The sequence below is a fragment of the Nonomuraea sp. JJY05 genome, assembly GCF_043496855.1.
GTDB lineage: Bacteria > Actinomycetota > Actinomycetes > Streptosporangiales > Streptosporangiaceae > Nonomuraea.
Map to the genome: position 1 here is coordinate 56,900 of NZ_JBIEIS010000004.1, position 21,761 is coordinate 78,660.

Consider the following 21,761-nt stretch of genomic DNA (forward strand, 5'->3'; position numbering starts at 1 on the left):
TTAACAGGCCCGTCATTAAAACGTTCGTATCGGCTCCCCAGCGGCCGGGCGAGGAGACATGACATGACCGATCTGCGTGACGCCCGACTCAGCCGGGTCCAGTTCTTCCGCATGATGGGTGGCCTCGCCGTGGCGGCCGCTGCCGCGGCCTGCTCGACCAAGCCCGAGACCACGGCCTCCACGGGCGGCGGGTCCGCCGCAGGGGTCGACCTGAAGTTCCTCGGCGTGGCGGACCAGAAGGCGCCGATGGACGAGCTGCTGGCCGCCTACCGGAAGGTGAAGCCGGAGGTGCGGCTGACCGCCTCCTTCGCCCCCACCGACCAGGTGCAGACCTCCGTACGCACCCAGCTCGGCGCCGGCAACGCCCCCGACCTGCACGTGGTCTACCCGGGCAACGGCAGCGCCATGTCCATGAGCCAGATCGCCAAGGCCGGGCTGCTGGCCGACCTGTCCGCCCAGGCGTGGACGCAGACGATCCCCGCCGGCTTCAAGCCCGCCTTCCAGCTCGACGGCAAGACCTACATCTACTCCGCCGGCTCGTCGGTCATCGGCGCCGTCTACAACAAGAAGGCGTTCGAGAAGGCCGGCGTGGACGCGCCGCCGACCACGTGGACGGAGTTCCTCGCGGTCTGCGACAAGCTGAAGAAGGCCGGCATCACGCCGATCGCGCTGGGCGCGCAGACGCCGTGGGTCACCCAGCTCATCACGTACGCGCTGGTGCCCTCCACCGTCTACGCCAAGGACCCGACGTTCGACGACAAGCAGCTCGCCGGGCAGACCTCCTTCGCCCAGTCGGGCTGGCGCCAGGCCATGGAGATGTACCTGGAGCTGCAGAAGCGCGGCTTCTTCAACGACAAGCCGAACGGCACCACGTTCGAGCAGCAGATCTCCATGGTGGCCACCGGCAAGGCCGGCATGGCGATCCAGGTGTCGGCCGTGCTGCCAGACTTCCGCAAGGCGGCCTCCTCGCCCGACGACCTGTCGATGTTCCCCGTGCCGGGCGCGGACGACGCAAGCCAGGTGTGGATCCCCGCCGGCGTCGTCGTCGGCCTCGGCGCCAGCGCCAAGGGCCAGCACGTCGAGGAGGCCAAGGCGTTCATCGACTTCCTCGGCAAGCAGGAGAGCATCAACGCCTGGGCCAAGGCCATCGCCGCCATCCCGCTCACCCAGGACTCCTCCTCGACCATCGACCCGGCCGTCCAGTCGTTCCTGCCCTTCACCAAGGACCGCGCGGTGCCGTTCATGGACCAGCGCTGGCCCAACGCCGAGGTGCAGCCGGTGCACTTCGCGGTGATCCAGGAGCTGCTGGCCGGCAAGTCGACCATCGACGAGGCACTGAAGAAGATGGACGAGGCATACAAGAAGTGACTTCCCTGACTGTCCAGCGGCGCTCGGCCGCCTCGCGGCGCAGGCGGCGCTTCAGCGCCACCTCGCCGTCCTGGCTGTTCGCCGCGCCCGCCCTCGTCGTCTACGCGCTGGTCGTGCTCTACCCGGCCGCGGCCGGCGTGGTGTACGCCTTCACGGACTGGAGCGGCATCGGCCAGGACATGTCCTTCGTCGGTCTGGCCAATTTCGGCGCTCTCCTGGACGACGAGCAAGCCATGGGCTCGATCGGCAACACGCTGCTGCTCACCGTGGCCATCGTGGCCGTCCAGAACGGCGTCGGCCTGCTGCTGGCCCTGGGGGTCAACGCCAAGCTGAAGAGCCGGGCGCTGCTGCGGGTGATCTTCTTCGCGCCCGTGGTCGTCAGCCCGGTCATGGTGGCGTTCCTGTGGAAGTACGTCTACAACCCCGACCCGTCGGCCGGGCTCAACGGGCTGCTCGGCCTGAGCGTGGACTGGCTGGGCGACCCGTCGGTGGCGCTGTGGTCGATCGCCGGCATGGTGGTGTGGCAGTACGCCGGCTACTCCATGGTCATTTTCCTGGCCGGGCTCGAAGGCGTGCCCAAGGAGCTGCACGAGGCGGCCATGATCGACGGGGCGGGCACCTTCCAGCGCTTCCGCTACGTCACCTGGCCGCTGCTGGCCCCCGCGGTGACGATCAACCTCATGCTCTCCACGATCGGCGGGCTCAAGCTCTTCGACCAGATCTTCGCCGCCACCAACGGCGGCCCCGGCTACGCCACGGAGACCCTGTCCACGGTGCTCTACAAGCAGGCGTTCGTGTTCGGCAAGTTCGGCTACAGCACCGCGATCGCGCTGGTGCTCGCCCTGTTCGTGGCGGCCGTCTCCCTCGTCCAGGTCTACTACCTGCGCAATCGGGAGGTGACCGCGTGAGAAGGACGTTCCTGCTGGAGATCGTGATGATCGCGGCGGCGGTGGCGTTCCTGTTCCCCGTCTACACGCTGATCTCGCTGTCGCTGAAGGACCCGGCGCAGATCTCCCAGACGCCGCTGGCCCTGCCCGACCCGCCCACGCTGGACAACTTCGGCAAGGCGTGGTCGGCCGCCGCGCTGGGCCCGTCGCTGGTCAACAGCACGGTCATCACCGTGGCCAGCCTGGTCCTGCTGATCGCGCTGGGCTCGTTCGCCTCCTACTTCCTGGCCCGCGTGCAGACCAGGCTCGGCTACGGCCTGTACATCCTCTTCCTGCTGGGCATCGTGCTGCCGTTCCAGCTCGGCATGATCCCGCTCTACGAGCTGGTGACCGACCTGGGGCTGATCGGCACGCATGCCGGGATGATCCTCTTCTACACCGGCATCCAGCTGCCCTTCACGGTCTTCCTCTACACCGGCTTCATCCGCGCGCTGCCCCGGGAGTACGCCAGCGCCGCCCAGATCGACGGCGCCTCGCACCTGACGGCGTTCACCCGGGTGGTCTTCCCGCTGCTGCGGCCCATCACCGGCACCGTGCTGATCCTCAACGCCGTCTTCATCTGGAACGACTTCTTCACCCCGCTGCTCTACCTGGGCGGCTCCGGGTTCGAGACGGTCCCGGTCAGCGTCTTCGCCTTCGTCGGCCGGTACGTCTCCGATCATGGCCTGGTCTTCGCCGGGCTCGTCCTCGGGGCGCTGCCGATCGTGCTGGTCTTCCTGGTGCTGCAGCGCTACGTCATCAAGGGCTTCTCCAGCGGGCTCAAGGGATGAACCTGGCCGACGTGCTCCGCGAGCCGCCACGGGAGTTCTCCCCGGCGGCCATCTGGTGGTGGAGCGGCGAGCCGCTGCGCCACGACCGGCTGCGCTGGCAGATGGAGCGGCTCGTCGCCGGGGGAGTGCGCAACCTCGTCATCCTCAACCTGGCGCCGTCGGGGCCGCTGTTCGGCTCCGACGCCGACGACCCGCCGTTCCTGTCGGAGGCGTGGTGGGAGCTGCTGGACGGGGTCTGCGCCGACGCCTTCGAGCTGGGCGCGTACCTGTGGTTCTACGACCAGCTCGGCTTCTCCGGCGCCGACCTGCAGGCCCGTCTCGTCCAGGAACGCCCGGAGTTCGCCGGCCAGTGGCTGGCCCCCGACGGGACCGTCTCGACGCGCGGCTTCGACTACCTGTCCCGTGAGGCGTGCGCGGTGCTGCTCGACCGGGTGCACGGCGAGTTCGAGCGGCGGGTCGGCCACTGGTTCGGCAAGGTGATCGCCGGGTCGTTCCAGGACGAGCTGCCGACCGTGCCCACCTGGTCGGCGACGTTCGCCGAGGAGTACGCGGCCCGGCGCGGCCGGCCGTTCGCCCTCGACGCGCCCGACTGGCACGCCTACCAGCAGACCCGGGCCGAGCTGGCCGAGGAGGCGTTCTTCCGGCCGCTGGCCGCCTGGCACGAGCGCCACGGCCTGCTCAACGGCTGCGACCAGCAGGACCCGGCCCGCGCCGGGCATCCCGTGGACGGGGTCCGGCTCTACGCCGACTACGCGCGCACCCATCGCTGGTTCAGCGCGCCCGGCTCCGACCACCACGGCGACGCGCGCCTGCACTCCTCCCTCGCCCACCTGTACGGCAGGCCGCGCACCTGGATCGAGGCGTTCCACTCCAGCGGCTGGGGCGGCACCCTGGAGGAGACCTTCGACTGGTTGCTGCCCTGGCTGCGCGCCGGTGCCAACCTCTACAACCCGCACGCCGTCTACTACACGACCCGGCGCGGCTGGTGGGAGTGGGCGCCGCCGTCCACCGACTGGCGCCAACCCTACTGGCGGCACCACCGGGTCTTCGCGGACGCGGTGACCCGCCTGTGCGCGGCCCTGTCCCTGGGCCGCCACGCCTGCGACGTTGCGGTGCTCCTGCCCACCGCGACGTCGCAGGCCGGTACCCGGCTGGACGGCGTCGGCGCGCAGGCCGCGCGGGCGCAGGAGGTCTACCGGGAGATCGTGGGCGACATGGCGTGGTTCGCGACCGTGCCGGGGGCGCTCGACCGGCTCGGCCTCGACGCCGACGTGATCGACGAGGACTCGGTGCGGCGCGCGAGCGTGCGCGACGGGCGGCTGGCGGTCTCCACCGAGGCGTACCGGGCCGTCGTGCTGCCCGCCGTGACCGTGCTCGACGAGGACGTGGCCGCGCGGCTGAAGGAGTTCGCCGCCGGCGGCGGGTTGCTGGTCGCGGTGGGGACGGTCCCCGACGGGCTCCCCGACGGGCTCCCTGTCGTGTTCGCGGAGAGCGCCGAAGGGCTCGGGGCGGCGCTGGCCGGGCTCGAACGGCGGGTCGAGGCACCGGTGCCGCCGCTGGTGCGCGAGATCGGGGAGACCACGCTGGTGTTCCTGACCGCCGCGTTCCCCATGGCCAGCAGGATCGGCGTGGAGCGGCCCGAGGAGCGCGGCGTCGAGCTGGGCTGGCTGGACGCCGCCATCGACTTCGACCCGTCCCGGTACGCCCGCGAGATGCGGGTGAAGGTGCGCGGCGTCTCCGGGACGCCGCTGCTGGCCGGCCCGTTCGGCGGGGAGCCCCGGGCGCTGCCGTGCACGGTGGACGGGGACGCCGTGGAGGTCGTCGTGCCCTTCGACGACGGGCCCGCCGCGCTGCTCGTCTTCGACGGGACGTCCCGGGCCCCGGCGCCGCGCCCGAGCTTCGGGCACGAGGTGGAGCTGGGCGAGGAGTGGGACGTCGAGCTCGTGCCGACGCTGGACGACACCTGGTCGGACTTCGGCAGCCACGCCGTCGTCGAGCGCTGGACGCTGCGCACGCCGGACGGGGAGCCGGTGCACGTGACCTTCGAACCCCGGGGCGAGCAGCGGGTGGGCGCCGGGCCGTGGACGCCGTCGGTGTGGTCGCCGTCGCGGGGGCTGCGCAAGGACCCGATCCACCGGGAGACCCTCGGCCCGAAGGGGCACGTGCCCGTGGAGTTCCTGGCGTTCGGGACGGTCGGGGCGGGGCAGGAGGCGCGCTTCCGCAGCCTGCTCACCGTGCCCGAGGGCGGTCTGCTGGCGATCGGGGCGGGGGCGGCCAAGAGCGCCTGGCTGGACGGCGAGGAGCTGCCGCTGGACGACGCGGGATACGCGGCGGTCTCGCGCGCGCCGCTCGCGCCCGGCACGTACCTCCTGGAGCTGCTCCTCGTCCCCGACGAGGAGCTCGACCTGCGGGCCTATGCCTGCCTGGTCGCCGATCCCCGCGACGCGGCCCTGCCCGAGTGGATCGGCGGGGTCATGGAGACCACCGTGCCCGTCGGCGAACCTCCGTACGAGCTGCTGCAGGTGGCCTCGACCGCGTACTGCCGGGTGCTGGTGAACGGGGCGGAAGCGGGCAGGCAGGGCGGGTTCGACCCGTACGAGGAGGCGGACATCCCGCGCGTGCGCCGCTACGACGTCTCGGGCCTGCTCCGGCCGGGCGGCAACACCATCAGCGTGGAGTCGGACGGCTGGGTGCTGGTGGACGGGCTCGCGGTCTCCGGTCCCGGCTGGACCTCGCGGCCCCGCGTACGGCGGCGCCAGCAGGGCGACCCCGCCGCGCTCCACCTGCGGCCCCGGCCGCATCCGCTGCCCGGGGCGGGCTGGCTCGACGGACGCGTGACCGCGCTGCCCGCCGTGTTCGCGGTCCCGGGCGGACACCCCGGCCCCGGACGTCTCCTGCTGGACCCGCCGCCCGGCGTGACCGGGATCGAGGTGGACGCGACGGGTCCCGTACGGATCCACGGAACGGAGCTGGAGGTCACCGGGTCGCTGACCGGCCCGGTCCGCTTCACCTGCGGCCCCGGCCGGATGCGGCTCGGCGACTGGGAGGAACGCGGCCTGTTCGGCTACAGCGGCGGCCTCCGCTACCGCACCACGCTCACCGCCGCCGCCGGGCCCGGCGTGCTCGACCTCGGCAGGGTACGCGGAACGGCCGAGGTCACCGTGAACGGCCGGCCCTGCGGGATCCGGGTGTGCTCGCCCTACACCTTCGACGTACGGCTGGACGAGGGCGAGAACACCATCGAGATCCTGGTCCTCGGCACCCTCGGCCCGTACCTGGACGAGGTCAGCCCCACCCACTTCGTCTTCGCCGGACAGCGCAGCACCGGCCTGTTCGGCCCCGTCCGGCTGCGCACGCCCTGACAGCGTGCTGCCAGCCTTTTACCAGGGCGGCCGGAGACCGTGAGGTCATGGACATTCGACTCGGAGTGGTACGAGGCCTCCAGTACGGCCTCGTCGAGAAGACCGACACGTTCGCGCCGCAGGTCAGGGAGCTGGGGGCCGGGCTGGTGCGCGTGTTCCTCTACTGGTCGCAGCTCGAACCCGAGCCCGGCCGCCACGACTGGTCGGCGGTGGACGCCGTGCTCGACCAGTTCGACGACGACACCGAGCTCTGGTTCACCCTCGGCGCGGCCTCGCCGTGGGGCTCCACCCGCTCCACCGACCTGCTGCCCGCCTCGCCGCCCCTCGACCCGGCGGCCTACGCGGCCACGCTGCGCGCCCTCGTGAGGCACTGCCGGGGCCGCGTGCGCTACTGGCAGTGCGAGAACGAGCCCTGCATCGCCCTGTTCTGGGCCGGCACGGCCGCCGACTACGTGGCCCACCTCGCGGCCTTCCACCAGGCGGTCAAGAGCGCCGACCCGGAGGCCGCCGTGGTGCTGGGCGGCTGCCCGCCCGGCGTCTTCTCGGCCCAGGACGAGCCCGATGCCGAACGGGACTTCTTCCTCCAGGTCATCGAGGAGGGCCGGGACGCCTACGACGTTCTCGACATCCACCTGTACGGGGATCCGTACCTGATCCCCGGCGCGATCGAGGACGCGCGCGCGGCCGTGGGGGACAAACCGATCGTGGTGGGCGAGTGCAACGGGCCGCTGCCGACGCAGTACCCCGAGGCGTTCGAGCACCTGACGGAGGTGATCGAGGCCGGGGGCATCCAGCCGTGGCACCGCCTGACCGTCGAGGACCTCCGCGAGGGGCGGCTCACCACCGAACCGGTGCGCGCCGCAATGAAACGGCTCTACGACCGGATGGCGGAGCTGCCGCCCACGCTCCAGATGTTCATGACCGGCTGCCCGCCGGAGCATGAGGCCGAGCGGCACCGGATCAACGCCGACGACCTCGTCATCAGGAACCTGCTGGCCCTGTCGTGCGGCATCCGGCTGACCGTCTGCTGGCAGCTCGGCCCCGACATGCCGGAGCCGCCCGATCCGTACAACTTCCTCCAGCTGATGTTCTCGAAGTTTCAGCTCATGGGCTTCGAGGGCGGCACCATGTCCGTGCGGCATCCCGCCGCGGACGCGTTCGCCGAGCTGTCGTCGCGGCTCGCGGGCGCGACGGACGTGCGCCGGGTGGAGGTGCCGGGACGCCCGGACGCCCACGTCTTCGAGCTGGTCGGCACGGGGGTGGAGGTGGCCTGGCTGCGCCCCTCGTCCCCCGAGCCGCCGGCTCTGGTCTGGAACGGCACGGTCCTGAGCGCCCGGCCTCAGTTCACGTACGCCCACAGGTCGTAGGTGGGGTATTGCGGGTTCTGCGGCTGGGTGGTGCTGCACCACCAGGTGCTCCACCGGCCGTTCTGCTGGCCGGACTGGCCGAAGGAGACGCAGACGTCGTAGGGCAGGTAGGAGTAGACCTTCTGCAGGGTCGAGCCGGCGTGCGCGGGCGTGGCCACGGTCAGGGCGGTGGCGAGGGCCGTGGCCGCGAGCAGCGACAGGGCGGCGAGTCGGTGACGCACCAGATCTCCCATCTCGAAGGGGGCGGATCACCGTAAATTGCACGACGCGGTGATCCCCCGCCGCAACGGCGCCGCCCCCGCCCCCTTGGCGACCAGCGCTGACGCCCGTCGCGGTCGTGAAATTTTCAGGAGGCGACGGGGGGGTTGAGCCGGGCGAAGCCCTCCTGGCGCCGGTACGGGAAGTACGGGTACGCCGCGGTGGTGGCGCTTGCCGCATTCAGCCGGGACACCTGGTCCGGCGTCAGCTCCCAGCCGATCGCCCCCAGGTTCTCCTGGAGCTGCGACTCGTTGCGGGCGCCGACGATGACCGAGGAGACGGTCGGGCGGCGGAGCAGCCAGTTGAGCGCGACCTGCGGGACCGACCTGCCGGTCTCCGCGGCGATCTCGTCCAGGGCGTCCACCACCGCGTACAGCAGTTCGTCGGCCACCGGCGGCCCGAAGGGGGCGGTCTTGTGCAGGCGGCTGCCCGCGGGAAGAGGCTGACCGCGCCGGACGCGGCCGGTGAGGCGGCCCCAGCCGAGCGGGCTCCACACCACCGCGCCGACGCCCTGGTCGTGGCCGAGCGGCATCAGCTCCCACTCGTAGTCGCGCCCGACCAGGGAGTAGTAGACCTGGTGCGCCACGTAGCGCGGGTAGCCGTACCGCTCGGCGGTCGCCAGCGACTTCATGAGCTGCCAGCCGGAGAAGTTCGAGACGCCCACGTAGCGCAGCTTGCCCGCCCTGACCAGGTCGTCGAGCGTGGACAGCACCTCCTCCACCGGGGTCGCCGCGTCGAAGGCGTGCAGCTGGAACAGGTCGATGTGGCCGGTGCCGAGGCGGCGCAGCGCGTCGTCGACCGACTTGATCAGCCGGTGCCGGGAGGTGCCCGCGTCGCCGGGACCGTCGCCCATGGGCAGGCCGGCCTTGGTGGAGATGAGCGCCCGCTCCCGCCGCCCCTTGAGCGCCTGGCCCAGCACCTCCTCGGACGCGCCGTCGGAGTAGACGTCGGCCGTGTCGAACATCGTCACCCCCGCGTCGAGGCAGATGTCCACCAGCCGCCGGGCCTGCGCCACGTCGGTGTCGCCCCACGCGCCGAACAGCTCGCCCTTCCCGGCGAACGTGCCGGCGCCGAAGCTCAACGCCGGAACCTTGAGGCCAGATGCCCCCAACTGCCGATATTCCATGACAAGCCACTCCTTAACGGGTCTATCGTCCCTTTAAGGTAGCACGCTAACGGGATAACTGTTTCATTATGGGAATGCGGCATCGATGGAAGGAGAAGGCGGCGAGGCGCGGCGGCGGCCGCCGGAAAGGAAGGAGGGAGGCCGGCACGACGGCGGCCACGATAAGGCAGGCGGCGGCGTCGGCCCGCTGGGCCCGCGCGACCTCGCCGGGTCCGTACTCCAGGCAGGTCTCCGGGGGCACGCGCGGGCCGCCGGTCACGCCGATGCGCTCGGCGGGGGCGAAGTGAATCTCGGACGCGACATGGAGCAGCGTCCAGGAGGCCGCCGCCCGGACGGTCCATCGTCCGGTCCAGGGGAAGATGTCACGATCGTGCCGGTCGCCCGGGCAGCGGCGGATCCCCGTGACGAGCGAGCGCCCTCGCTCTCACGGGGGAGACGGCTCCTTACGCCTCGATACCGGCCTCCTTGGCGGCGCGGTCGATGGCGGTCAGCTCGTCGTCGGAGAAGTCGAGCCGGTCGACGGCGGCCACGTTGGCCTCGAGCTGCTCGGGGCTGGAGGCGCCGACCAGCACCGACGTGACGCGCGGGTCCCTGAGCGCCCAGGCCAGGGAGAGCTGCGCCACCGTCTGCCCGCGGGAGGCGGCCAGCTCCGACAGCGCCCGCACGAACGCCAGCACCTCGGGCGTCACCCGGTCGGGGGTGAGGAAGCGCGCCTCGGCGGCCCGCGAGTCGGCGGGGATGCCGTCGAGGTAGCGGTCGGTGAGCAGGCCCTGGGCCAGCGGCGAGTAGACCACGCAGCCGACGCCCTCCTGCTCCAGCACGCCCAGCAGGCCGTGCTCGATCTTCCGGTTGAGCAGCGAGTACGACGGCTGGTGGATCAGCAGCGGCGTGCCCAGCTCGCGCAGCAGCCGGGCGGCCTCCGCCGTGCGCTCGGGCGAGAAGTTCGACACGCCCACATAGAGGGTGCGCCCCGTGCGGACCATGTAGTCCAGCGTGGCCACCTGCTCCTCCAGCGGCGTCTCCTCGTCGTCGCGGTGCAGGTAGAAGATGTCCACGAAGTCGAGGCCGAGCCGGGCCAGCGACCGGTCGAGCGTGGCGAGCAGGTGCTTGCGGGAGTTGCCCTTGCCGTACGGGCCGTCCCACATGGGGTTGCTGCCCTTGGTGGTGACGACCACCTCGTCACGCAGTGACCGCGGCAGGAGCCGGTTGAACGTCGCCTCGGCGGCGCCGAACGGCGGGCCGTACCGGTCGGCGATGTCGAAGTGGGTGATGCCGAGATCGAGCGCCTTGTTGAAGATGGCGCGCTGGCTGTCGAGGGATTTGCCCCCGCCGAAGTTGTGCCACAGTCCGAGCGACACGGCGGGGAGGAGGAGACCGCTGCGGCCGCACCTTCTGTATGGCTGGCGTTCGTAGTCCAAGGATTACCTTCCTGCGATTCCGGTGAGCGTGACGCCCCGGATGAACGTCTTCTGCGCCAGGAAAAAGATGACGAGGATGGGCAGCATCGACACTAGCGCGACGGCCATCATCTGGTTGTACTGGGTCACGTACTGACCGTTGAACATGCCGAGCCCCTGCGCGAGGGTGATCTTCTCCATCGAGCGCAGGTAGATGGAGTTCTCCAGATACTGGTTCCAGTTGCCCACGAAGGAGAACAGGCAGATCGCCGCGATGGCGGGCTTGGCCAGCGGCAGCATGACGCTCCACAGGATGCGCAGCTCCGAGGCCCCGTCGATGCGGGCCGCGTCGATGAGCTCCTGCGGGATCGTGGTGAAGAACTGGCGCAGCAGGAAGATGTAGAGCGCGACGCCGAAGAACTCCGGCACGACGAGCGGCAGATACGTGTCGACCCAGCCGAGCTTGGAGAACATCACGAACTTCGGCACCAGCGTGATCTCGCGCGGGATCATCATGGTCGCCAGCAGCGCCGCGAACATGAAGCCCGCCGCCCGCGCCCGCAGCCGGGCGAACGCGTACGCCGGCAGGACGCACGAGACGAGGTTGCCCACCATGGACAGCCCGGTGATCACGATCGTGTTCAGCAGGAACCTGGTGAACGGCAGCGACCCGCTCCAGCCCTTGGCGTAGTTGTCGAAGTTGAAGGAGTCGGGCAGCCACTGCGGCGGGAAGGCCAGGTTCTCCGCGTCCGACTTGAGCGAGGTCGTCACCATCCACAGGAACGGCAGCAGGAACACCGCCGAGCTGATGACCAGCAGGATGTACGCGCCGGAGCGCCGGATCCGCCTGACGCGCTCGGCCTGCTCCGAGCTCAGGGGCTTGCCACCCGGCCTGGGGGCGCGCGCGGGCTTGACGGCGGTCTCGACCAGCATCGGCGACCTCATTTGAACTCGTAGTGCACCCAGCGCCTGGCCAGGCCGAACTGGATCGCGGTCACGGCGATGACCAGCACGAACATCGCCCACGACAGCGTGGCCGCGTACCCCATGTCGAAGTAGACGAACGCGTGCCGGTAGATGTAGAGCCCCAGCACCATCGTGGCGTTGCCGGGCCCGCCCTCGGTCATGACCAGGATGAGCACGTAGCTCTGCAGCGCCGCGATGAACCCGGTCACCACGTTGAAGAAGATGACCGGCGACATCATCGGCACGGTCACGCTCCAGAACCGGCGCCACCACCCCGCCCCGTCGATCTCGGCGGCCTCGTAGAGCGTCTTCGGGATGCCCTGCAGCCCGGCCAGGTAGATGACGATCGTGTTGCCCGCGCCCCACACGCTCATCAGCACGAGCCCGGGGATGGCCCACTCCTGCGAGGCCAGCCAGCCCGGCCCCTCGATGCCGAACGACGCCAGCACCTTGTTGATCAGCCCGTAGTCGGGGTGCAGGATGTTCAGCCACAGCAGCGCCGTGGCCAGGCCCGACACCACCGACGGCAGGTACATCACGGTGCGGAACAGTCCCTGGAAGCGCAGCGGCTGGTTGAGCAGCAGCGCCAGCAGGAACGTGAACGACACGCCGAGCGCCACCGAGCCGAGGCCGTACTGCACGGTGTTCTCGATCGACTCCCAGAACTCGGGGTCGGTGAACATGCGCTCGTAGTTGGCGAGACCCACCCACGTCGGCGGCTTCAGCAGGTTCCAGTCCATGAAGCTCAGCACGATGGCGCCGAGGATCGGGCCCGCGCTGAAGAGCACGAACCCGATCACCCACGGCGAGACGAACAGGTGGAAGCGCCGCGCCTCGCGGCGCGCCAGCGTGCTGCGGGCGCTGACGGCGGTCATGCGATCTTGTTCTCGGCCAGTACGGGCGTGACCTTGTCGGCGATCTCCTTCAGCGCGTCGTCCACGCTGATCTTGCCGAGCATCGCGCGCTCCCAGATGGGCTTGGCCGTGTCGACGACCTTCTTGTTGGCCGGCAGCCGCAGCACGCCGTCGTCGGAGGCGTAGTCGGCCAGGACCTCCTTGACCAGCTTCGCCGTCTCGTCGGGGATGCCGATCGCCTTGGCGTTGGCGTCCCAGGCGGACTGCCGGGCGGGCGCGGTGATCTGGCGGAACTTGTAGCCGGAGGACGACAGGAACTCGTGCATGTAGATCCAGGCGGCGTCCTTGTTCCGCGAGGAGGCCGTCATCACCAGCGCGCTGCCCACGGCCGGGGTGAAGCGGCCCGCCGGGCCCTTGGGGACGTGCGTGGCGCCCCACTTGAACGCCGTCTGCTTGGACAGCTCCAGCATCAGCCAGGCGCCGTTGATGAGCATGGCCGCGTGCCCGGTCTTGAACGGGTCGACCTTCTCCAGCAGCTGCAGCTCGGCCAGGCTGGGCACCGCCTTGTCCTTGACCAGCAGGTCCAGCCAGCGCCCCATGGCCTCTCTCGCCTTGGGCTCGTTGATCATCACCTTCGACTCGGCGGCGTCCAGGAACCGGCCGCCGAACGGCATCAGGAAGACGGTGCCGAGGTCGGGGCCCGGTACCGGCATGGGGGAGAAGCCGTAGACCTTCTCCGCGCCCGACCCGCCGGTCATCTTCTTGGCCGTCTCGAAGAGCTTGTCGAACGTCCAGCTCTCGTCCGGGTAGTCGATCCCGGCCTTGTCGAACAGGTCCTTGTTGTAGAAGAGCAGCTTGGGCGCCATGTCGGTGGGCAGGCCGTACAGCTTGCCGTCGCGCTTGAAGTAGCCGAGCCCGCTCTGCGGGATGTCGTCCATGTCGAACTCGGGCGTCTTGGCGATGAACTCGTCCACCGGATGCAGCACCTGGTTGGAGATGAGGTTCTGCGTCCAGGAGTAGTGGTTGTAGAGCACGTCGGGCAGGGTGCCGCCGGCGGCCTGCGTCATGTACTTCGTCAGGAACTGGTCGAAGGGCGACGACTCGCGCTTGATCTCGATGTTCGGATGGCGCTTCTTGAAGAAGAAGTCGAACTGGGCGTTGCGCACCTCGGTGACCGCGTCCGTGGTCATCGCCACCGTGATCGTCACCTTGGACGCCGGGTCGGGCACGCTCGTCTTCGGCCACGTCAGCGAGTTGTCGAGCTTTTCGGCCGCCTCGAACGGCCAGGCGTCGCTGCCGGGCCGGTTGGGGTCGATCAGCTGCGCGCCGGACTTGACCGGAGCCGCGGCCTGCTTCTGCTGCCTGGTGTCCGCGCAGGCGGACAGCACGGGCGCGGTCGCGGCCGCCACCGCCAGGGCCAGCATCCGGCGACGGTTCATCTCCATGGTGGGCCTCTCAAAGGAAGAGCTCGATATAGGTCGGATGTATCGGCGCGCCGATGGACTGGTCTGGCGGCTGTCCGTGAGGCATGGCCGTACCGTAGACCCGGTAATTAACTTCGTCAAGAATTGAATTGAAAGCGCTTGCAACCTAGGCTCTAGCGCACTGTGAGGAGATCCGGACGCCTTGACCGGCGGCCGTGCCTGGCGTGGGGACGGCCGGTAAGCCGCGATCGACTCCTCCTATCTCTTCCTTACCTGGAGGGCACGTGCCAAGCTGGACGTTCAGTGACGAGGACCTGGAAGCGGGGCTGAGCCTCTCCGCCGAGGGCGTGCTCACGCTGGAGGTGCGCCACCGCGGGCGGACGGTGCTGGAGCCGTCCAGGCTGGGCGTCAGGACCGCCCACGCCGACCTGAGCAAGGGGCTCGCGCTGTCCGGGATGTCCGAGCGACGGGTCGAGGAGACCTACCGGACGGTCACCGGCAAGCGGCGCGAGCACGCCTACGAGGCCGGCGAGTGGACGCTGTCGTTCACCAGGGACGGGCACCGGCTCGACGTGCAGATCCGCGTCGGCGGGCACGGCGTGGCCTATCGGTACGTGGTGCCGTGGACCGGCCCGGTCACCGTCGTGGAGGAGGCCTCCGAGTACGTCGTGCCGTCCGAGGCCCGCGCGGTGCTGCTCCCGTACGAGAACGGCCGCTGCGACTACGAGGAGATCCACCGCCACGGCAGCGTCGCCGACGCCGAGCCCATCCTGTACGGCTACCCCTCGCTCTTCGAGACCGGCGGCTCCTGGATGTTCGTCACGGAGTCGAACCTGGACAGCGGCTACGCCGGCTCCCGCCTGCTCCTCGACGGCAACACCTTCCGGCTCGACCTGCCCGACCCGTACGTGACCGCCGCCAGCCCGCTCACCACCCCCTGGCGCACGATGATCGTCGGCGACCTGGCCACGATCGTGGAGAGCGACCTGGTCACCAGCCTCGCGGAGCCGTCCAGGGTCGAGGACACCTCCTGGATCAAGCCCGGGGCCGCCGCCTGGTCGTGGTGGTCCGACGGGCCCTCGACGCGCGACCTAGACGCCCAGAGGCGCTGGGTCGACTTCGCCGCCGCGAACGGCTGGCCGTACGTGCTGGCCGACGCGGGCTGGAACAAGGAGTGGATGCCCGAGCTGATCGCCTACGCCGAGGAGAAGGGCGTCGGCGTCTGGCTCTGGTCGCACTGGCAGCACGTGGACACCGAGCTGGAGCACCGCGAGAAGCTCGCACTCTGGAAGGAGTGGGGCGCGGTCGGCGTGAAGATCGACTTCACCGAGTCCGACGGCCAGGACCGGATGCGCTGGTTCGACTCCATCCTGGCGGCCACCGCCCGGCTGGAGCTCATGGTGGTCTTCCACGGCGGCACGATCCCGCGCGGCACCGAGCGGACGTGGCCGCAGTTCATGACCGCCGAAGCCGTCAAGGGCGCCGAGTGGATCAAGCCGAAGCCCGGCAAGCAGCCGCTCTACCAGCCCACCCACTACCTGTCGCTGGCCTTCACCCGCAACGTGCAGGGCCCGATGGACTTCACGCCGTGCACGTTCACCGGCGTGCGCGCGATCTCGGCCGGGTTCGAGCTCGCGCTTTCGGTGATCTTCGAGTCCGGCGTCCAGCACTTCGCCGACGGCATCGAGGCCTACGAGGCCCGGCCGGAGGCCCTGCGGCTGCTGTCGGCCGTCCCCACCGCGTGGGACGAGACGCGGCTGCTGTCCGGCGACCCCGCCGACCACATCCTGCTGGCCAGGAGGAACGGCGCCGAATGGTACGTCGGCGCGGGCGTGTCGGGCGAGGCCCGCACGCTCACCGTGCCGCTCGACTTCCTCGACCAGGGGGAGTGGGCGGCCGAGATCTACCGGGACGCCCCAGGCGACCGGATCCTCGCCGAGACGGTCACCGTCTCCGCCGGGGGCAAGCTCGACCTCGCCGTTCCCCCCAATGGCGGGTTCACGCTTCACCTGAGGAGAGAAGACCAGTGAACAAGCGCATCGGCGGTGTCTTAGCCGCCCTGGCGGTCACCGCCGCCACCGCACTGCCCGCCGCCGCTCCCGCCGCGGCGGCCGCCTGGACGCTGCGCTGGAGCCCCGACCCGGCGGACGACACCGTCGCCGAGGCGTTCGAGGGCATCGAGGACGACCGCGCCGACTCGCACTCCGGCGTCACGCACATCTACGTCTCCGGCGGCGCGTACCGCTTCGACATGCACACCCAGGACCGCGACGGCGACGACCGCCAGCGCAACGAGGTCAAGGGCATGCGGACCGGCGGCAGCTCGTACCTCAAGATCCTCGAGAACGAGACCTGGCGCATCGGCTACCAGCTGTACATCCCGGCCTCGCTGGACGCGACCAGCAGCTTCACCCACATCGCGCAGATGAAGGTGCCCGGCTCCGGCGCACCCCTCTACACGATGTCGCTGCCCATCTCGGGCGGCACCCCCAAGATCAACGTCCGCTACTGGGACGAGGCCGAGCAGACCCACGAGGTCGGCAGCACTAACCTGGAGCCGATCCAGGGCAAGTGGGTGGACACGACGTTCGAGTTCAAGGCCTCCGACAGCGGCTACCTGCGCTGGACGCTCAAGGACGGCTCCACCACGCTCGTCGACAAGCGCCTGGACAACACCGACCTGTGGCGGGGCGACGACGAGTACCTGCGGCCCAAGTGGGGCATCTACCGCAGCATCAACAGCTCCGGCCTGCAGAACACCTACCTCCTGGTCCGCAACCTGCAGGCCTACCAGCTCACCGGCGGCGGCAGCACCGACCCGTCCGCGTACGAGGCCGAGCAGGGCTCCTTCAGCGGCACCGCCCGCACGGCGTCCTGCTCCGGCTGCTCGGGCGGCACCAAGGTCGGCTGGATCGGCGGCGGCTCCGGCAACGCGGTCACGCTCAACGTGCAGTCCGCCGCCGCCGGTGCCCGGCAGCTGACGGTGCACGGCCTGGTGAGCGGCACCCGCGGTTTCCAGGTCAGCGTGAACGGCGGCGCCGCCCAGACCGTCTCGCTGACCGGCACGGACTGGAACACGCCCGTCTCCAAGACGGTCCCGGTGCAGCTCGGCGCGGGCGCCAACAGCGTCCGTTTCTTCAACGACGGCGCGAGCGCGCCCGACCTCGACAGGGTGACGATTCAGTGAGAAGGCACCTGGTGGGAGCCCTGGCGGCGATGGCGCTGCTCCTGCAGACGGCCCCGGCCGACGCCGTCGCCGCCGGAGCTCCCAGCGGGGCTCCCCGGTGGGAGACCCGGTGGAACCCCAGCCCGTGGCGCGACGGCGTCAACGCGTTCGAGGCCCTGGAGGACGACCGGCGCGGCTCCCACCCCGAGGGCCTGCCGCACGTGCGCGCCGAGAAGGGCGGGTGGCGGTTCGACGCCCACCTGGAGGACCGTGACGGCTCCGACCGCATGCGCAACGAGGTACGCGGCATGCGGGCCGTCGACGGGACCCCGCTGGAGATCCGCAAGGACGAGACCTGGCGGATCACGTACCAGATGTACATCCCGGACACCCTCGACGCGACCACGAACTTCACCCACATCTGGCAGCTGAAGAACTCCGACGTCGGCACGCCGATCGCGCAGATCTCGCTGCCGGTCGTGAACGGCGTGCAGAAGATCGCGGCCCGCTACTGGACGCTCGAGGACAACAAGTCGCACGACTTCGCCACGGCCGACCTGGAGCCGATCCAGAACAAGTGGGTCACGACGACCATCGAGTTCAGGTCCGGCGACGCCGGATACCTGCGGTGGGTGCTGCGTGACGGCCCGAAGAACGGCTCGCGGACGATCGTGGACCAGAAGGTCGACGGCATCGACCTCTGGTGGACGCAGGAGCAGTACAACCGGCCCAAGTGGGGCATCTACCGCAGCATCAAGAGCGCCGGCCTGCAGGAGACGTACCTGCTGGTCAAGGACCTGAAGGCGGAGCAGCTCGGGCCCGCGACGCCGCCGGTGAAGCTGCCGCCGCCGGATCGCGGTCCGGGGACGTACGAGGCCGAGCGGGCCGGCAACGTCTTCGAGGGCGCCGCCGAGCCCGCCTACTGCGCCGTCTGCTCCGGCGGGCGCAAGGTCATCCTCATCGGCGGCAACGTCTACGACTACGCCGTGGTCAGGGGCGTGCTGTCGGAGACCACCGGGACGCGGCAGCTGACCGTGCACGCGCTGGTGGACGGCTCCCAGTCGTTCTCGGTCAGCGTCAACGGCGGCGACGCGATCCAGGTGCCGATGACCGGCGCCAAGGACACGGTGACCACCGCGACGGTGCCGGTGGACCTGGTGGCCGGGGTCAACACGATCCGGTTCTTCGGTCTCACCGCCCGCGGCCCCGAGCTCGACAAGATCGTCATCAGATAGGTGGACCATGACACATGACCTCAGCAGGCGGGCCGTGCTCGCGGCGGGTGGCGCGCTGGCGCTGTCCGCCGCGGGTGCGGCGATGGGTGCAGGGCCCGCAGGCGCCTCGACGATCTGGCAGTCCCGCCTGGTGCGCTACGACCGGCGGGGGCGGCTGGCGTACGAGCAGGACGCGGAGGGCAACCGCATCCCCGACTTCAGCCACGCCGGCTACCGCAACGGCGAGCGGCCGATCCCGCACGTGCCGGTGGTCAAGACGATCCGGCCGATCGAGGGCGACAACACCGCCCACGTCCAGGCGGCCCTCGATGAGGTGGCATCGCTGCCCCGCGCGCGGCGCGGCGCCCTGCTCCTGCTGCCCGGCCTCTACCCGGTGGCGGGCACCCTGTACGTACGGGCCAGCGGCACGGTCCTGCGCGGCTCCGGCGACGGCGAGGACCCGGCGGGCAACACGATCATCAAGGCCACCGGCAACAACCCGAAGGACCGCGACGTGATCGTGGCCGGCGGCGCGGCGGGCGGCGGCTGGGCGGGCGAGGTCCCCGGCACCCGCACCGACATCACCACCGACTTCGTGCAGGTGGGCGCGCGCGAGTTCGCGGTGGCCGACCCGCGCTCGCTGCGGCCCGGCGACAACATCGTGATCACCCATCCCTGCACCGAGGAGTGGCTGAAGGCCATCGACTACGGCGGCCACGACGTGGGGCCGCCGTGGAAGGTGGGCGAGCACCCCATCATCTACAACCGGTACGTACGCGAAGTTTCCGGAAATGTCGTGAAAATCGATGTCCCGGTCTTCAACCACCTCAACCGGGCCCTGTCCCCCTCCTTCCTCTACAGATGGGACCGGGCCGGGCTGGTCACCCAGGTGGGCGTGGAGCGGCTGCGCGTCGACATCGAGTACCACGGCGACCCGGAGCAGGACGAAGACCACGCCTACAACGCGATCGTCCTGCTGCGCACCGAGGACTCCTGGGTGAGGGACTGCACGATGCTCCACTTCACCCAGGCCGGGGTCGCCACCCAGGAGACCACCCGCGCCACGGTCGAGAACTGCCGGGCCGTCGACCCGGTCAGCATCGTGACGGGCAGCAGGCGCTACAACTTCAACACCTACGTCTACTCGCAGCAGGTGCTCTTCCGCGACTGCTACGCGTACAAGGCCAGGCACGCGTTCGTCTCCAACGGCCACAGCACGGTGTCGGGCGTGGTGTTCCTGCGCGGCACCTCGGAGTACGCGCTCAACTCCAGCGAGGGCCACCGCCGGTGGTCGCAGGGGCTGCTGTTCGACGGCCACAAGGACGTCGACCCGCACTACGACTACACCCTCGGGCTGTACAACCGCGGCCGGTACGGCACCTCGCACGGCTGGTCGGCGGCGCACTCGGTGGCGTGGAACTGCGACGTGTCGACCAGCAGGCTCATCGTGCAGAAGCCGCCGACCGCTCAGAACTACGCGATCGGCTGCCGCGGCACGATCACCGGCGACGGGCCGTTCGCGCAGCCGGCCGGGTACATCGAGGGCGCCGACCAGCCCGGCCTCCTGCCGCCCTCGCTCCACCAGGCCCAGCTGCTGGACCGCCTGCGCCGCTGAACACAGACCAGGCGCAGCCGCCGACTGTCCGGGCGCTTGAGCGGCTGCGCCTGCAACCCCCACCCACCCGGCCCGCGCGTCCGCCCGGCCCGCGCGCGTGCCACGCCGCATCGATGGCCCAAGGGGCGGGCGCCTCGGGCCATCGGCCCGCAAGAGGGCGGCGGGCGGCGCTAGCGGGTCAGGCGGAGCAGGCCGCCCTCGGGGACGTCGACCTGGGCGATGCCGGGGCGCAGGGGCAGGTTGCCCTCGGTGACGGTGCGGCCGCGGCAGTCGAGGATCGTGGCGTGGGCCGTACCCGAGTCGGGCACCCGCAGCAGCACGTCGGTGGAGGCGTCGCCGTTGGCCAGCCAGAGCGTGCCGGTGGCGGGCGCGGCCACCGGCATCGGCGCGTACCGGGCCGTGATCACCGTGTCGCCCGAGCGGGCCGTGACCTGCGGGTAGGCCAGGTCGGGCCGGGCGGGCTCGAAGGAGCCGCGCTGCAGCACCTCGGCGTGCTCCCGGAAGAAGCCCAGCCAGAACCGCAGCACCTCGCCCTGCTCGGGCGTCTGCGCGGTCAGGTCCACCGAGATCTGCGGCACCGAGAAGAGCACGTTGACGAGTTGCGTGGCGACGTGCTCGGGCCGCTCACCCGGGTGCCACATCAGCATGTCCGCGTGCACGGCCATGGGTCCCGCGATCAGCCGCAGGTCCACCGTGCGCTGCCGGTTGTGCGCCGGGCTGAGCGGGCAGTCGGAGGCGCGCACCATCGTGGCGTACGGCCACAGGCCCGGGCTCACGTACGGCTGCCGCAGCTCCACGAGGCAGTCGCGCGGCAGCTGCGCCAGGAGCCGGCGCACGCCCTCGTTCACCGTCCGGCAGTCGGCCTCGGGTCCGGGCTCGGGCGGGTCCTCCACGGCGAACTGGTCGATGAAGTCGATCTTGAGGCCGTCCATGCCCCACTCCGTGACCGCCCGGGTGAGATGGCCGGCGATCAGGTCGCGGACGTGCGGGTAGCGGGGGTCGACGACGGCGGCGTTCATGTGCTCCTTGTACGCCAGCGTGTACCCTCGCACGCGCTCCCAGAGCGCCGTGTGGCGGCCGACGAACGGCAGGGCGTACCAGAGCAGGTAGGCCAGCCCCTCACCCCGCACCTTGGCCACATGTCCCGAAATATCGGGGAATGTGGTGGGGGACGGCTCCCATTCGCCGACATAGCCGTACCCGCGCCCCCGGTCGTCGCTGTGCCAGCCGTCGTCCACGATGATCGCCTCGCAGCCCAGCTCGGCCGCCGGCCCCGCCTGCCGCTCCACGCTCTCGGCGCTGACGTGCTGCTGCATGGCGTACCAGGTCGAGTACGCGGGCATCCGCGCCACCTGCGGCACATCGGCGACGGGGCCGTGCAGCGCGCGCCACCAGCCGGCCACCTCGGCCAGCGTGGTCGCGAAGTGCCGCCGGGTGAGGTCGAGCCGCAGCACGAGCCCCGCCTCCGGCCCGGCCTCGTGCTCCACCCAGAACCCGAACTCGCCGGTCTCCTCCACCACCCCCGTGCGCGTGCGCACGGGCTTGACCACCTCGCCCGCGGCGTAGGTGCACAGCGCCACGTCACCGGCGCCCACCAGGCAGCCGACGGGCGCGTTCTTCTCCAGCGCCGCCGTGCGGGGACGGCGCCAGAACGGCGGCAGCCCCCGGTGCTCGCCGCCGTCGGCGGCCCAGAACGCGGTCGCGTCCACGCACGGCACCCGCCAGGCCACCCGCACGTCCGCGGTCCGGTCGGGGACGACGCGCAGCTCCAGGACACCCGGGGACGGCTCGGCGGCCGTCCAGGTGAGCACGGCCGCCGCCGAGCACTCGAACGCGAGGCCCGCCGCCTCGACCCGCACCTCCTCCGGCTGCTCGAACGCGCGGTCGTGCGGCTGCCAAATACCGGGCGCTGCGGTCACTCAATCTC

The 21,761-nt window shown here is 70.7% G+C and carries 16 protein-coding genes; 9 read left to right on the plus strand and 7 right to left on the minus strand.

What is annotated here, in order from left to right; translation table 11 throughout:
- Positions 1-63: 63 nt before the first annotated feature.
- The 5 genes from ACFKCF_RS06375 to ACFKCF_RS06395 are packed head-to-tail and all read left to right on the plus strand — an operon-like array spanning position 64 to position 7,814.
- Positions 64-1,368, plus strand: a complete 1,305-nt coding sequence (locus ACFKCF_RS06375; RefSeq protein WP_394491590.1) for an extracellular solute-binding protein — start codon at positions 64-66, stop codon at positions 1,366-1,368.
- Complete coding sequence (locus tag ACFKCF_RS06380; protein WP_394491592.1) at positions 1,365-2,276, plus strand: carbohydrate ABC transporter permease; 912 nt, start codon at positions 1,365-1,367, stop codon at positions 2,274-2,276. The genes ACFKCF_RS06375 and ACFKCF_RS06380 overlap by 4 nt, the downstream gene beginning before the upstream one ends.
- Entirely contained in the window at positions 2,273-3,085 is an 813-nt protein-coding gene (locus tag ACFKCF_RS06385; RefSeq protein WP_394491593.1) for a carbohydrate ABC transporter permease, read from the plus strand. The genes ACFKCF_RS06380 and ACFKCF_RS06385 overlap by 4 nt, the downstream gene beginning before the upstream one ends.
- A complete protein-coding gene (locus ACFKCF_RS06390; RefSeq protein WP_394491595.1) occupies positions 3,082-6,447 on the plus strand; it encodes a hypothetical protein in 3,366 nt (1,121 codons plus the stop codon). Before ACFKCF_RS06385 ends, ACFKCF_RS06390 begins: the two co-directional genes overlap by 4 nt.
- Before the next feature lie 47 nt (positions 6,448-6,494).
- Entirely contained in the window at positions 6,495-7,814 is a 1,320-nt protein-coding gene (locus ACFKCF_RS06395) for a hypothetical protein (protein ID WP_394491597.1), read from the plus strand.
- Here the strand turns inward: ACFKCF_RS06395 and ACFKCF_RS06400 are convergent.
- From ACFKCF_RS06400 to ACFKCF_RS06425, 6 genes are all read right to left on the minus strand, one after another.
- A complete protein-coding gene (locus ACFKCF_RS06400) occupies positions 7,787-8,035 on the minus strand; it encodes a hypothetical protein (protein ID WP_394491599.1) in 249 nt (82 codons plus the stop codon). The two genes, ACFKCF_RS06395 and ACFKCF_RS06400, sit on opposite strands and share 28 nt — an antisense overlap.
- Before the next feature lie 125 nt (positions 8,036-8,160).
- Positions 8,161-9,198, minus strand: a complete 1,038-nt coding sequence (locus tag ACFKCF_RS06405; protein ID WP_394491601.1) for an aldo/keto reductase — start codon at positions 9,196-9,198, stop codon at positions 8,161-8,163.
- Positions 9,199-9,641: 443 nt separating this feature from the next.
- Entirely contained in the window at positions 9,642-10,616 is a 975-nt protein-coding gene (locus ACFKCF_RS06410; protein WP_394491603.1) for an aldo/keto reductase, read from the minus strand.
- Between the two features lie 3 nt (positions 10,617-10,619).
- The gene (locus tag ACFKCF_RS06415; protein WP_394491605.1) at positions 10,620-11,528 is read right to left on the minus strand and encodes a carbohydrate ABC transporter permease; all 909 of its coding nucleotides are present in this window, start codon (positions 11,526-11,528) and stop codon (positions 10,620-10,622) included.
- Between the two features lie 8 nt (positions 11,529-11,536).
- Positions 11,537-12,436 (minus strand): carbohydrate ABC transporter permease, encoded by a 900-nt coding sequence (locus tag ACFKCF_RS06420; protein WP_394491607.1) that lies wholly within the window; start codon positions 12,434-12,436, stop codon positions 11,537-11,539.
- On the minus strand, positions 12,433-13,860 hold the full coding sequence (locus ACFKCF_RS06425) for an ABC transporter substrate-binding protein (RefSeq protein WP_394491609.1): 1,428 nt from the start codon (positions 13,858-13,860) through the stop codon (positions 12,433-12,435). Before ACFKCF_RS06425 ends, ACFKCF_RS06420 begins: the two co-directional genes overlap by 4 nt.
- A gap of 263 nt (positions 13,861-14,123) precedes the next feature.
- Between ACFKCF_RS06425 and ACFKCF_RS06430 the strand changes: the two genes are divergently transcribed.
- The 4 genes from ACFKCF_RS06430 to ACFKCF_RS06445 are packed head-to-tail and all read left to right on the plus strand — an operon-like array spanning position 14,124 to position 19,834.
- Positions 14,124-15,869 carry a glycoside hydrolase family 97 catalytic domain-containing protein gene (locus tag ACFKCF_RS06430; protein ID WP_394491611.1) on the plus strand — a complete coding sequence of 582 codons (1,746 nt, stop codon included), beginning with the start codon at positions 14,124-14,126 and terminating at the stop codon, positions 15,867-15,869.
- Complete coding sequence (locus ACFKCF_RS06435; RefSeq protein WP_394491613.1) at positions 15,866-17,026, plus strand: CBM35 domain-containing protein; 1,161 nt, start codon at positions 15,866-15,868, stop codon at positions 17,024-17,026. Before ACFKCF_RS06430 ends, ACFKCF_RS06435 begins: the two co-directional genes overlap by 4 nt.
- Positions 17,023-18,240, plus strand: coding sequence for a hypothetical protein (locus ACFKCF_RS06440; protein WP_394491615.1), 1,218 nt, complete (start codon positions 17,023-17,025; stop codon positions 18,238-18,240). Before ACFKCF_RS06435 ends, ACFKCF_RS06440 begins: the two co-directional genes overlap by 4 nt.
- Before the next feature lie 7 nt (positions 18,241-18,247).
- Positions 18,248-19,834 carry a hypothetical protein gene (locus ACFKCF_RS06445; protein ID WP_394491617.1) on the plus strand — a complete coding sequence of 529 codons (1,587 nt, stop codon included), beginning with the start codon at positions 18,248-18,250 and terminating at the stop codon, positions 19,832-19,834.
- A gap of 170 nt (positions 19,835-20,004) precedes the next feature.
- Here ACFKCF_RS06445 and ACFKCF_RS06450 read toward each other — a convergent pair whose 3' ends face one another.
- A complete protein-coding gene (locus ACFKCF_RS06450; RefSeq protein WP_394491619.1) occupies positions 20,005-21,753 on the minus strand; it encodes a glycoside hydrolase family 36 protein in 1,749 nt (582 codons plus the stop codon).
- Positions 21,754-21,761 lie beyond the last annotated feature (8 nt).

Bases quoted from the DNA above. Each gene is read 5' to 3' on its own strand.
- ACFKCF_RS06395 (WP_394491597.1), top strand. From the start codon at position 6,495: ATGGACATTCGACTCGGAGTGGTACGAGGCCTCCAGTACGGCCTCGTC.
- ACFKCF_RS06390 (WP_394491595.1), top strand. From the start codon at position 3,082: ATGAACCTGGCCGACGTGCTCCGCGAGCCGCCACGGGAGTTCTCCCCG.
- ACFKCF_RS06405 (WP_394491601.1), bottom strand. From the start codon at position 9,198: ATGGAATATCGGCAGTTGGGGGCATCTGGCCTCAAGGTTCCGGCGTTG.
- ACFKCF_RS06425 (WP_394491609.1), bottom strand. From the start codon at position 13,860: ATGGAGATGAACCGTCGCCGGATGCTGGCCCTGGCGGTGGCGGCCGCG.
- ACFKCF_RS06445 (WP_394491617.1), top strand. From the start codon at position 18,248: ATGACACATGACCTCAGCAGGCGGGCCGTGCTCGCGGCGGGTGGCGCG.
- ACFKCF_RS06420 (WP_394491607.1), bottom strand. From the start codon at position 12,436: ATGACCGCCGTCAGCGCCCGCAGCACGCTGGCGCGCCGCGAGGCGCGG.
- ACFKCF_RS06375 (WP_394491590.1), top strand. From the start codon at position 64: ATGACCGATCTGCGTGACGCCCGACTCAGCCGGGTCCAGTTCTTCCGC.
- ACFKCF_RS06415 (WP_394491605.1), bottom strand. From the start codon at position 11,528: ATGCTGGTCGAGACCGCCGTCAAGCCCGCGCGCGCCCCCAGGCCGGGT.